Annotated in this window: 13 protein-coding genes; 3 read left to right on the top strand and 10 right to left on the bottom strand. The window is 59.2% G+C overall.

The features are described 5' to 3' along the window. The first annotated feature begins 78 nt into the window (after positions 1–78). Both H7828_RS18480 and H7828_RS18475 read left to right on the top strand, forming a co-directional pair. Positions 79–852 (top strand): DUF3489 domain-containing protein, encoded by a 774-nt coding sequence (locus H7828_RS18480; RefSeq protein ID WP_226782546.1) that lies wholly within the window; start codon positions 79–81, stop codon positions 850–852. Positions 853–1,087: 235 nt separating this feature from the next. Next, positions 1,088–3,052, top strand: a complete 1,965-nt coding sequence (locus H7828_RS18475) for an AAA family ATPase (protein WP_226782545.1) — start codon at positions 1,088–1,090, stop codon at positions 3,050–3,052. A 179-nt stretch (positions 3,053–3,231) separates the two neighbouring features. Here H7828_RS18475 and H7828_RS18470 read toward each other — a convergent pair whose 3' ends face one another. The 7 genes from H7828_RS18470 to H7828_RS18440 all read right to left on the bottom strand — a co-directional run bounded on the left by H7828_RS18470 (position 3,232) and on the right by H7828_RS18440 (position 6,994). Next, positions 3,232–3,948: a hypothetical protein gene (locus H7828_RS18470; RefSeq protein WP_226782544.1), complete on the bottom strand. Its 717-nt coding sequence runs from the start codon at positions 3,946–3,948 to the stop codon at positions 3,232–3,234. Further along, the gene (locus H7828_RS18465) at positions 3,933–4,718 is read right to left on the bottom strand and encodes a terminase large subunit domain-containing protein (RefSeq protein WP_226782543.1); all 786 of its coding nucleotides are present in this window, start codon (positions 4,716–4,718) and stop codon (positions 3,933–3,935) included. Before H7828_RS18465 ends, H7828_RS18470 begins: the two co-directional genes overlap by 16 nt. Further along, a complete protein-coding gene (locus tag H7828_RS18460) occupies positions 4,708–4,950 on the bottom strand; it encodes a hypothetical protein (protein ID WP_226782542.1) in 243 nt (80 codons plus the stop codon). The genes H7828_RS18465 and H7828_RS18460 overlap by 11 nt, the downstream gene beginning before the upstream one ends. Then, the gene (locus tag H7828_RS18455) at positions 4,947–5,525 is read right to left on the bottom strand and encodes a hypothetical protein (RefSeq protein ID WP_226782541.1); all 579 of its coding nucleotides are present in this window, start codon (positions 5,523–5,525) and stop codon (positions 4,947–4,949) included. Before H7828_RS18455 ends, H7828_RS18460 begins: the two co-directional genes overlap by 4 nt. 2 nt (positions 5,526–5,527) lie before the next feature. After that, entirely contained in the window at positions 5,528–6,172 is a 645-nt protein-coding gene (locus H7828_RS18450; RefSeq protein ID WP_226782540.1) for a hypothetical protein, read from the bottom strand. Between the two features lie 169 nt (positions 6,173–6,341). Continuing rightward, the gene (locus H7828_RS18445) at positions 6,342–6,644 is read right to left on the bottom strand and encodes a hypothetical protein (protein WP_226782539.1); all 303 of its coding nucleotides are present in this window, start codon (positions 6,642–6,644) and stop codon (positions 6,342–6,344) included. A gap of 80 nt (positions 6,645–6,724) precedes the next feature. Next, on the bottom strand, positions 6,725–6,994 hold the full coding sequence (locus H7828_RS18440; RefSeq protein ID WP_226782538.1) for a hypothetical protein: 270 nt from the start codon (positions 6,992–6,994) through the stop codon (positions 6,725–6,727). 944 nt (positions 6,995–7,938) lie between these two features. On the opposite strand from H7828_RS18440, the gene H7828_RS18435 reads away from it, so the two are divergent. Further along, positions 7,939–8,094, top strand: coding sequence for a hypothetical protein (locus H7828_RS18435; protein WP_226782537.1), 156 nt, complete (start codon positions 7,939–7,941; stop codon positions 8,092–8,094). 171 nt (positions 8,095–8,265) lie between these two features. Here the strand turns inward: H7828_RS18435 and H7828_RS18430 are convergent, their stop codons facing one another. The 3 genes from H7828_RS18430 to H7828_RS18420 all read right to left on the bottom strand — a co-directional run bounded on the left by H7828_RS18430 (position 8,266) and on the right by H7828_RS18420 (position 11,070). Beyond that, positions 8,266–9,477, bottom strand: coding sequence for a hypothetical protein (locus tag H7828_RS18430; protein ID WP_226782536.1), 1,212 nt, complete (start codon positions 9,475–9,477; stop codon positions 8,266–8,268). Beyond that, positions 9,477–9,722 carry a helix-turn-helix transcriptional regulator gene (locus H7828_RS18425; RefSeq protein WP_226782535.1) on the bottom strand — a complete coding sequence of 82 codons (246 nt, stop codon included), beginning with the start codon at positions 9,720–9,722 and terminating at the stop codon, positions 9,477–9,479. Before H7828_RS18425 ends, H7828_RS18430 begins: the two co-directional genes overlap by 1 nt. 187 nt (positions 9,723–9,909) lie before the next feature. Beyond that, positions 9,910–11,070 (bottom strand): tyrosine-type recombinase/integrase, encoded by a 1,161-nt coding sequence (locus tag H7828_RS18420; protein WP_226782534.1) that lies wholly within the window; start codon positions 11,068–11,070, stop codon positions 9,910–9,912. Between the last annotated feature and the right edge of the window lie 17 nt (positions 11,071–11,087).

Genomic DNA, 11,087 nt, shown 5'->3' with positions numbered 1-11,087 from the left:
TTGAGCAGCGCCGGGGATAGGTCCGAACGTCGTGTCACCGGGTGCGCCGCGCCCGCCTATCAACGGAGTGACAAGATTATGACCGACCTCAACAACCAGACCAAAACCGCCCTCAACGATATTCTGGCGAAGCCGCTGACGGCCTCCGCGCTGAAAAAGACCTCGAAGGACGACCTCGTCGCAATGATCGAGGCGCAGCCGCCGAAGCTGACCGCGTTGGAGAAGCGAGTCCTTGTCGCCTACCTAAATGCCGGGATCGACGCGAACGGTGCCCAGACCCTGGACGACATGCTCGCGGACAACATGACGTGGGGCGACGTGCCAGAAATCGCACAGCGCACGGGGCTGACCCAGAAGCAGGTGCAAGGCGTGATTGCCTCACTCACGACGAAAGCCCTACTCGTGATCACGGACGAGGGAGTGAACGGCGAAGGCCCGGTGCAACAGGTGCTTGCCGACGACGGCATCCGCGTTGCGTTTGATCTGATGGCCGAAGGCATCGAGGCGAAGGCCGCACTCAAAGCCGCGCTCAAGCCCCGCGTTCTCGCTGACCGCGTAATGATCGAACCCGGCAAGGCCGAAGACGTGAAAGCCACGAAGGCAGGCTCGAAACGGCACCTTATGGCCGTGGCTCTGGCCAAGGGCGCGACCATCGAGGAACTGATGGCGACGCTCGGCTGGAACAAAGACACCGTGTCGTCCGCGTTGCGCACCGACATGGGCGCACTTGGGCTAGGCGTCGAACGCAAAGCGGGCAAATACTATCTGCTCCTGCCCAAAGGCGTGAAGCGCATCCCGGCCCACGATGCCGACACGAACCGCGCTGCCGCACTGGTTGCAGCCTGCAAATAAGCTTTGCAAAGGAATGTGGAGCGACCGGGAGGATGATCGCTCCACACAATCCTTACGACGGGCTGCATGTCATCCCGTTGCGCCGTGCGTTCGAAATGCGGACGGACCTGTTCATGAAGCCTTCCGAGGCTGGGCACGCTATCATAAGCGTGTTGCGACGCCTACGCCGCTACATCTTGTAGAGCTATCTTGAATCGTGCATTCTCGCGCATAACGAGCAGCGGAGCAAAGCAGCATGAAATTGACGCATGTTAGAGTTCAGAACTTTCGATCAATTCTAGATTCTGGGAAATTCTCGACAAGCGAACTTTGTTGCTTGGTTGGTAAGAATGAGGCCGGCAAGACCGCCACTCTTACCGCACTTCAGTCCATACGGCCTTACGGGAACGCACAGTCAGACTTTGACGTTACTGAGAATTATCCGAGGCGATACTCCGCACGATTTGCAGAACGTCATCCTAGAAATGATGCTACGGTGGTCGAAACTTGGTGGGAATTGTCCGATCAAGGACACCAAATGCTTTGCGATGAGTTTGGGGAAAGCGCCATTACGTCGAGAGAGTTCAAGATTTGGAAGGAATACAACCAAAAGGGAACATATTGGTCCGTTCCGGTTGATGAAGGCGCGGCGATCAAAAACGCAATTGAAATGATGCAGATGAACGCTGCTGAAAAAGCCGTCCTTGCGAAATCGACGACGGCAAAGCAGGCAATTGCAGCCGTCGCAGCACAAGAAAATTCCACTGAGAAGTTGAATACCCTGAAGGCCAGATTTGAGAGTTTTCGGGATCATTCAGTAACGAAGCGCGGTATCGACCTTCTCAACCCAATTGTGCCTCACTTCTTTTACACGTCACACTATGATCGGATGAGCGGACAAATTTCCGCTCAGAAGATTGCCACGGACAAGGCTGCGGACGGCATATCTCCCGGTGATCAGATATTCCTGGACTTTCTCCGCTTGGCCGGAACGTCGTTGGATGAACTCAATAACTCTCCGCGATATGAGGAACTTAACGCAAAATGTGAAGCCGCTTCCGCAGATATTACCGATCAAATATTTGAGTATTGGTCGCAGAACGATAATCTTGAAGTTCAGGTCAATTTGAGCGAGGGGCGCGCGGAAGACAAAGCGCCATTCAATGCGGGTGCCGTGGCAAGGGCGAGGGTCTACAATCAACTGCATAGGGCCAGCGTATCCTTTTCAGAGCGAAGCGCGGGGTTCGTTTGGTTCTTCTCGTTCCTCGTTCAGTTTGCCATGATGCGACGGGATACTGACAATGTGATCATTCTTCTTGATGAACCCGGCCTGACCCTCCACGGCAAAGCCCAAGCTGATTTATTACGTTACATCGCAGAAGAGCTGCTACCTGACCATCAAGTGATCTATTCCACCCACTCGCCATTCATGGTTCCCCATGATCGGCTGGCCGACTGCCGCGTGGTCGAAGACGTGATTACTTCTGATAGACGGGGGCGCCCGCAATCCGAGGGCACGAAGGTCACAGATGACGTGATGAGTACCGACAAGGACACGTTGTTCCCGCTGCAAGGGGCGCTCGGGTATTCCGTTACACAATCTTTGTTTATCGGAGAGAACAGCCTGCTCGTGGAAGGTCCATCAGACATTCTCTATTTACAAGTATTTTCGAATGAACTTGAGAGACGGGGGCGGGTCGGCCTAGACTCAAAATGGACCACTTGCCCAGCAGGCGGGATCGACAACATTCGACCCTTTATTTCGCTCTTTCACGGCAACCACCTGAACGTGGCGGTGCTTTCAGACCAAGGGCAAGGTGACAATGGTAAGATTGAGCGCCTGCGCCGAGCGGAAGTCTTGGCGGCGGAGCGGCTTCACACAATTGCAGAGTTGCTAGATCAACCCGAAGCGGATATTGAAGATGTCATGCATCCAGAGTTTTTCTGCAAGGTGATCAACGGCTGCTATGCACTAGATGGTGATAATGCAATCACGGCAGAGAAGTTGGCTGAGTCCGAGGGTGCGCCAAGGCAAGTCAAACAGGCTGAGGCATTTTTCCGACTGCTACCCGCTGAAATTCCTGAATACAGCCATTACCGGCCTGCGGACTGGCTGATCCGCAACCCTGGCATTCTAGAAGGCGACGGCGACGACATAATGGTGACCCTAGAAAGAGCCGAAAAGGTGTTCGCGGTCTGTAACAAAATGCTGAACGAGTAGGGCGACTTAGGCATTCAGCAGCATGCGTCTAAGGCGCATTGCGGGCTGGCAGGCGCAACGATGCCCAAAACATCGAGACGCCCATCAGCGCGCGATTTTTCGGGGGTGTTTGCTCGCGTCTCGTGCGCTTCGTCGGGCAATGGCAGGCGCAGCGGCCAAGTGCGCGACGACAGCGCGGGTTAGAACCAGCCTTTCAGGGTCGAGACGCGGATATTCTGCGGCACGAGATACTGCGAAGCGAAGGCTGCGACGATCAGGGCAATGCCTGTGTCGCCGTGACCCGAGGCGTTGCGGGACTGCGTGATGATCTGGTTCCCGGCAGCGGTCGTCTGCGTCGTGAACGAGGCCAGGTCTTCTTCGATCTCCGACCGCAGGGGCAAGTTATGCGCGAACTTGAGGTCGCCCGACGCGAACAGGACGGCGAGGTTTTCGATCATTAGGGTCTTGGACGCGTTGACGTAGCGCCCGGATCGCCGCCACTCTTGACCACCTGTCATCTGCACGGCGGTGTGATCGACGGATTGCTCGAACATCATGTCCGAAACGACCCGTCCGATGCTCGTTCCGTCGATGATCAATTCCGACTTTCCACCGAAGGGCGGCGCGTTGCGAAGGCGAATGAGGTAATCGACCACATCGACGTAGGACACGCCCCGGAACTTGTCCGCGAAGACGACGGTGCGCTCGCGCGGACCAAGGACGACGCGGGTGCCGTCATGGATGGGCAACTGCTGGTCTTTCAGGACCACCGCCGACGAGAAGTCGTTGGCTTGCCCAAGGTCTGCGCCGACGAAGTATCTGACAAATCCGGTCACTCTCTCGATGGCCGGGTCCATGTTGGTCTCGTTGATCACGCGCCCATCGGGCATGTGGATCAGGTTCAGAACCTCGGGCATATCGCGGCCTCCTGTGATGTGGCGTTCTCGATGGCCGACAGGTCGAAGTAAGACAGGCCGTCCGATAGGAACTCGCACAAAACCTCCTGACGGAAGCGCGTGGCCGACAATTGCTCGCGCAGGCGTTCAACGCGGGATGCAAGGCGTGGGATCGACGTGCCGGGCACCTTAATCCGATGCACGTTGTCCTTGGGTTCGAGGAATAGTTCTGCGAAAAGGTTGTGCTTCCCTGCTGGAGTCGATGCGTAGAATATCTGTCCATTGTCCTTGAGCATCGGCAGGATCGACACGACAACATCCTCGCCGCCGTTCTCGCCGGAAAGATATGCCATTTCATCCACCAGAAGCAGGTCTGCCGTATAGCCCCGGATCGTTGCGCCAGAGGCAGGCACGGCGATGAAGCGGCCACCGTTCGACGTTTCGATCTCGGTCTGGGTAGCCCGTTCGACGATTAGGTCGGTCGCGCGGAGGTATGCTTGCACCTTGCGGGTGATCTCGCGGGTCTGACGTTCGGCGGGCGCGACGCAGATGGTGGTGCCGCCATTCTTCAATTCGCGGATGCCGCGTGTCGCGAGAACGCAGGACTTACCCGCCTGACGGCACACAAGTAGCGCGACCGTCTGCGCGTTCGATGTGATCGCCTCGACCTGCCAAGGATCAACGCTTTCGGCATCCGGGATTTCCTGCCGCAGGAAGTGCAGCATTTCAGCAGCAGGGTCCAAGTCGCGTTCGACGAGGCTGCACCAGTCATGGAGGGCGTCAAACGGCATCGCGACGCTCGGCAAGGCGCATCAGGTGGCATTGGGTGCAATCACCATGCTCGTTGCGCGGCGAGACATGCCCGCGTTTACACGCCTTGCCCGTGAAGAACAGCTTGCCGCCTTCGGCCAGCATGACACTCCGACAATACGGCAGGCGCACCCAGTCGCGATTGCCCGCTTTCGTCGCTGCCTTGATCCGTCGCCCGTATGAATGCCAGCCTTCGAATGTCCGATGGGTCATAGCGCGCCTCTTTCCTCGCGCGTCACGGACAGGACTTCGTGGCGCATCCGGCGCAGCAGTGGTTCGCGGGCTTCTGGGACTTCTTCGACGACCTCATTCAGAATGCGACGCAGCGTGACCCACTCTTTCGATTCCGCGAGGGACACGTTGACCGTCAGGTTGGTGGCCAGCTTGCCTTGCATGGTCGCAATATCGCGCAGCACCTTCCGCAGGCCTTCCATTGCCGTGAGCGCGAAGGCATCGTCTTCGTTCTGCTCTGCCTTCGTGATCAGCCGCTCGACACGTTTCGCCAAGGACTCGTAGGTCATGGCAACGTCCATGCGGTCCTGATTGATCACTTCGGTGTCAGCCTTGATGCTGTCGATCCGCGATTCCGCGAGGATCGAACGGCGCATTTCTTCCGTGATCTTGTCGTCCCGATACCGCTGCACCGTCGAGTAATCGACACCAAGGCGGCGCGCGATCTCGGCCAGTGGACGACGTTCCAGAACAATGTCCTTGATGATCTCGTTCTTGTCCGGGCGCATGTCGATGATGGCTCGACGCCCCGAGAACTTGTTTCCGCCTTGTGCCATGATCAGGATTCCGCGTTCGCGGCTTTCTCCATCAACTCGAACTTGGTCCGGGCGTGGGGTGGCAGATCGTCCGCTGTGCGGAAGGTCTTGATGGTATAGCCGTCTTGCTCGGCCCGCATCCGGCGACCGACGATGCCCTTGCCCGTTTCCATGTCGGCGCGGATGTAGCGGACGCGCTCGTGGGTGTCGTCGAAGGTGAACGTCTTCGACTGAACAACATCGCCCTGGCCTGTGTTGCGGATGGTCGGATCGTCGCCGTCGTCGATCACGGTCAGCGTCGCGCCAGCCTTCTGCGCTGCCTCCTTCGCCGCTGCATACTTGCGCGGGTCTCGGGCGTCTTCGCGGGTCAGGCTGTGCGCGGGGCGCACGCCCTTGGGATACCAGTTGCCATCGGCGTCCTTTTCGAGATTGGCCGCGCGCATCTTCCGCTCGCGGGTTTCCTCGTTCACCACGTCGATCAGGGTCTTCTTGGGCGGCTCATTCTTGGCCGCTTCGAGTTGGCGCTGCACGTCCTTCTTCTCGTCCAGCACGCGGCTATTGAAGGCGTGCAGATCGTCGAGGCGTTTGGCTTGGTCGGTGACAGTTTCGGTGAGGGTCTGCACCTGCTGCATGAGGGCTTGCAGGGCGGCGGTCGTGTCGTCAGGCATCTGATGCTCCTATGTCCATCCGAAATTGAGCGCGGCATCGGGACGCCGCGCTCAATCCGGTTTGGACAGAAGGAGCGACGCACCGTTGCGCTCGTGAGGTCAATTTATTGGGGCTGACAGGGCTTGTAGATATCCAGAACGAGGTGCTGATCGTGTATTTCAGGTCTCGCTAGGCGGCGCGGTTGTGTCGGGGATGCTTGAGGGCGTGCCAGCGTTCCCGCAGGCGTTCGACAGCGGCGGCGTGGCGTTCGGCCGTGGCGGGGGTTGCATAGGACGTGGGAGGGGCGAAGTCGTCGCCGTCCATCATCGCGCGAACTCGAGCGGCCAGCACGTCGCCGTCCCACCCTATCAGGGCGCAGAGGGCGTTCCGGTGCTGGGCGTATGCACCCGCCTTGTCGGTCAGGAAGGTGATGGCCTGATCCTGATCCGACTGGGTCGTGAAGGACGCGTTGCTCTCCGTGCGGACGGCCACGAACAGGTCGCGGTAGGCCTGCATGAGAATCGCCGTGACCAAGGCCGCTTCGGGCGTGCGGGGGAGGTCGGGCAGCAAGGTCAGGCGTTAAGCTGGCTTGCGATGGGCATGACCCAGCGCCACGGAATATCGACGTGGCCCGGCCCGGACGTGACGCGCACGCCGCTGTCCCTGGGATAGACCATGTAGTCGGGCGTCTGATCGACAGGGGCCGTGCTGGGGTCTGTCGCGAGGGCTGTCAGTTGGTTGCCCAAGCTGGCCGCGTTGGCGACGCGCAGGGTTGTCGAATTGGCCGTCGTGGTGACGGTGATCTTCGCGGTCGAGCCGCTGATCGCTGCTTGGTAGGTCAAGGTGTGGTCCTTCTGCGATGTGCGCGCCCAAGGGGAGCAGGAAACGTCGGACCACCCTTGGGCGCGCGGTTTCATCACAGGGTCCGACAAATGATGCGTATCACCTCGCTTCGGGGCGGATGCGGACAGAAGGAGGTGTTGGAGGGGGAATGTTAGGTGCTGAAAGGCGTTCGACGATCACACCGCAGCAGCGCCTCAGAGACGCCCGTTATCGGCCGTCGGGCATATTGCGTCGGATTTGACCAAGACGACCGCGTGTGCCTCAGCAGATCGCGGCTCTGGCACGGTGTCGGGCGATAGCGTTGGCTGCATGTGCGTTGGCGCGGTCGATCTGCGGATATTCAGGTGACCTATTTGGTAGGTCTTTCGCCTATGTTGCAAAGCGCGTTGCAAAAACCGACTAACCGCTTGAGCAATAATGGCAGAACCACTGATTATTTATCACAAGGGCTGATTTGCACGGTTCAGTTGCGAACGGCTCGCAACAAGCGGTCGGAGATTTCGAGGGGAGAGAGGCAGGCTCAACAAAATGCAGGCGACCCAAGAAATCTCGTCCTCGCCCCATTGACATTCGCCCCAGCTATACACACGCGCGCACGCGCGATCCAAGATCATCGAATTGGAGTGATCACTCCCGAAGCAACGCGTTCCCTGCATCAGCCCTGCACGCCTTTTGACCCTGAACGCCCTTGCTTTCATGACGACCCTGCACACCCTGCACCCTGCACAGGCATTCCCTCAATTTCCCTCGTGCAAAAACGTCGGTGTAATTTTACACCACCGTCGTTGTTTCACGCGCGCACGCGCCAGTGCGTGCGTTAGCGTGTAGGGCGCAGGGCCGACCAAGCCACAACCAAGTTATAGGTATTACCTGCAATCGCGGTCGAAGAAGCATCGCTGCGGCGCGTATGATCGTTGCATAGCAACGGCAAGGAGACCCACCCATGACAAATGACCAATCCGAAGGCAGTACGATGGCCCGAGACCACGCCCACCGCCTCTACGCCGAAGGCATCGACCTCGACACCATCCGCCGCTGGCTCATGCCCAAGACGACCCGCAAAGAGTGCGAAGAGATTCTCGACTCCCTCGGCAAGTAAACCTCAAAAGGAGACCCGACATGCCTTTCGACTTCCCCCCAAGCGTCCACCCCCGCCTGATCAACCGCCTCGCCCGTGCGAACGCGCTGAACGATCCCGCAACCTGTTCCCAGTGGCTGCGGGATCGCGTTGACGATGCTACGCGCCGCCAACTCGTGGCAGAACTGTTTCCTACCTGCGGCGCAGTTGCCGCATGAACGCCATCCGCTGACGAGCGACCTCGCGTTGCTCGTCGGCTGCCGCTTCTTCGTCGATCTCTCTAAAGACGCGCTCGAACGCCTCCTCAGTGAAAGATCGCGGAACGCCATCTGGGAACTGCTCGCGCAAAGACGGCTCCGCTTTTTGCACATCCCATGTCCGTTCGATCCATTCATCCCGCATAGCGGCAATCTCGCCGCGCGTCAGGTGCTTGCGTTTGATCCCCGTCATGAACAGATCGCGCTCTTGCGCCGTCGTGGCCCGCCAGCCATCGACATCTTTGACCTTCGCGAAAGGCTCCACGTCTTCGACCTTGTAGCGATCACCAGCCCAGTAGAAGCGAACCCTGTGTTTGATCGTGTAGGCCTCGGTGTCCGTATATGGTTTGTCGTAAACGAACTCTGCAATCTCGACGCCATCGAACTCCTGGCCGTTCCACGGCTCGATAGGCTCCGAGAAATGCGTGACACCAGACACCGCGCGAGGCCTCGAATATGTCAGCTTCGCCTCGACTATATCCGGCAATGTGATCGTCGCATCTGCGAGCGCCCATGCTAGCCCGATCTCGTCCTCTGATCGCCCGTAGAGGCCCGCATTGCCGACACGTCGTCGTAAGTCCTTCTCGGCAGTGTCGCGTGGTGGTTTCTTACCCATGCGCCACTCGCCGTCGATCCTGTGCCAGTTTTGAAACTCGGGATCTTCGTCGGCTTCGAGCGCACGCACGAGTGCACGGTCCGTCTTAAACTGATCGCAGGCAGCCTTGAGCCGCGCCGACCATTCGTCGAGACGTTCCTGCACCCACGAGCGATCCTCGTCCGTCAGCGGCTTCGATGGCATCCGTTCGAAGCGGGACCACGGCAACCCGTCCTTGAGCCGCAGTGTCTTGAACCACCAAGTCAGGGGCGCATAGCTGGGCATTTCTTCGACATGACCCGGCGGCTCGCACCAAGCCCAAGGATCGTCGCGCATCTCGGAGAACAGCACGTCGAGCGCATCTGCGACAGGCTTGACCACGGGCATCGACGACAGAGCCTTAGACACGGTGCTCTTGTTGATTGGACCTGACAGCCCGACATGTTCCCAGTTGTCTGTTAGCCACGCCTCCACGCGCTTGTTCTGCCCGAGTGTGAATTGCCGCAACGCTTCCGCTTCTTGGAATACAACGGTATCTGCTTTCGTCGCCATCACCCATGCCCCACTTCTTTTTGCTTCGCCCACGCCATGACCTCGTGCAGGTCGTAGCGCACTGTCCGCTGGCTGAAGTAGATGGCTGGCGGCGCGTCGCCGCGCTCCTTCATGTCATAGAGCGCGCGTTCGGAGATTTGCAGGAAGTCGCAAACCTGAAGGGGAGTCATCATGCGGGGATGGGATAGTCGGGTTTCGAGTTCTTCAAGGCGCGACTCGATTGCGCACAGTTGGTCCTGAGACATATCAACGGTTCCTGCTGTCCGGTCGTGAACAGGTGGGCCATGTTGCGCTCTTCGCGCCCGTTGATATTTCGGCTTAGCCCTCATGCTCAGGCGCCGATCCCCTGAGCAATATGCTGGCACCCGCCACTATGGCGCGCGGCGTCTCACGACGTTGCATTGGTGCACCCTCAACTTAGTGCAGGCAGGGTTAAGAAACAATGTCGAAAGAAGGTTCTACCTTAATCCGCTGCAAGACGACCTTTTCGATTTCCGCAGGCGCGCGGTGATTGCCCATCCGTTTCATGTATTTCATCAGCATGTCGTTACCTTTGCCGCCCGACACGTCGCCGCGCAGATAGTGGATCACGTAATCGGGCAGGAACGCCTCCGCGCCCGCCTGCATGAAGTGCCGCCGGGTGTCGTGCTGGCTCAAGACCGGAACCTGCTTCCCTTCGATGGTAGTGGACAGCACGTCGAGCTGGTCGATATGCCCCGTCTTGGAATGTGCCGGAAACACGAAGTCGGAACCGCCGCCCCGGATCGCCGTCAGAGCGCGAGCCACCGTGTCGCAGATAGGCAACGTGCGAGCCAGTTTGTTCTTCATCTTCGGCAGGTGGATCGTGCGCATCTGGAGGTCAATATGGTCCCAGCGCAGTGAACGGACGTTGCCCGCGCGAATGCCTGTGAACAGCATCACGACCCAAGCCGTGCGTCGCAGGGCGTTGTCCATGCCCATGATCGCCTCCCACATGGGCGACCAGTCGTCCTCGTCGAGGCCGTGCGCGTTGCAGGCGAGGGTCCACTTGGTTTCCGTCTCGCCCGAACTCGGCGCACGCACCTTCTTGCCGGATACAGGGTTGGGGACGTTCGCGTAGTTGAAGGCGGACCCGAGGGCCGTGCGCACATGGCGGGCCGTTGCCTTCATGCCGTCCTTCGCGAGGCCGTTCACAACGTCCTGCACGCGGGCGGAGGTCACGTCGGCAACATGCAGTTTCAGGATGTCCGGGGCGTGGCGTTCCAGCTTGGCCGTCATGTCGGCGCGGTGCTTGTCGGACATCGACCCCATTGCCTGCGACGTGTCGCAGTGCTTCTCCCAGCCGTCACGCACGGTCGTAATGTCCGGGCTGGTGCGCACCTGTGTCGTCTTGGTCTCGCCCTGCTTGCTCGCCTGTGCGGCATCCATGTCGGGGAACGCGCCGACTTTGATCGACTTTACTTTACCGCCGACGCGCTTCTTGAGATACCACGTCGAACGCCGCTTCCCGACGTTCAGATATAGGCCCGGAAAGCGGTCGCCATCGTGGCGATACATGCCCGGTGGGGCTTTCAGGAGTTTCGCGTTCTTGGTGAAGTCGATTGCAGCGGTCATCTATCCATCTCCGTTTT

It is taken from the genome of Oceaniglobus trochenteri (genome assembly GCF_020529025.1).
Classification (GTDB): Bacteria; Pseudomonadota; Alphaproteobacteria; order Rhodobacterales; family Rhodobacteraceae; genus Oceaniglobus; species Oceaniglobus trochenteri.
The sequence above is the reverse complement of the archived record's forward strand: the minus strand, read 5'-3'. Positions and strand labels throughout refer to the sequence as shown.

Excerpts from the sequence above, each read along its gene's own strand:
- H7828_RS18480 (WP_226782546.1), top strand. The coding sequence starts at position 79 with ATGACCGACCTCAACAACCAGACCAAAACCGCCCTCAACGATATTCTG.
- H7828_RS18475 (WP_226782545.1), top strand. The coding sequence starts at position 1,088 with ATGAAATTGACGCATGTTAGAGTTCAGAACTTTCGATCAATTCTAGAT.
- H7828_RS18470 (WP_226782544.1), bottom strand. The coding sequence starts at position 3,948 with ATGCCCGAGGTTCTGAACCTGATCCACATGCCCGATGGGCGCGTGATC.
- H7828_RS18465 (WP_226782543.1), bottom strand. The coding sequence starts at position 4,718 with ATGCCGTTTGACGCCCTCCATGACTGGTGCAGCCTCGTCGAACGCGAC.
- H7828_RS18460 (WP_226782542.1), bottom strand. The coding sequence starts at position 4,950 with ATGACCCATCGGACATTCGAAGGCTGGCATTCATACGGGCGACGGATC.
- H7828_RS18455 (WP_226782541.1), bottom strand. The coding sequence starts at position 5,525 with ATGGCACAAGGCGGAAACAAGTTCTCGGGGCGTCGAGCCATCATCGAC.
- H7828_RS18450 (WP_226782540.1), bottom strand. The coding sequence starts at position 6,172 with ATGCCTGACGACACGACCGCCGCCCTGCAAGCCCTCATGCAGCAGGTG.
- H7828_RS18435 (WP_226782537.1), top strand. The coding sequence starts at position 7,939 with ATGACAAATGACCAATCCGAAGGCAGTACGATGGCCCGAGACCACGCC.
- H7828_RS18430 (WP_226782536.1), bottom strand. The coding sequence starts at position 9,477 with ATGGCGACGAAAGCAGATACCGTTGTATTCCAAGAAGCGGAAGCGTTG.
- H7828_RS18425 (WP_226782535.1), bottom strand. The coding sequence starts at position 9,722 with ATGTCTCAGGACCAACTGTGCGCAATCGAGTCGCGCCTTGAAGAACTC.
- H7828_RS18420 (WP_226782534.1), bottom strand. The coding sequence starts at position 11,070 with ATGACCGCTGCAATCGACTTCACCAAGAACGCGAAACTCCTGAAAGCC.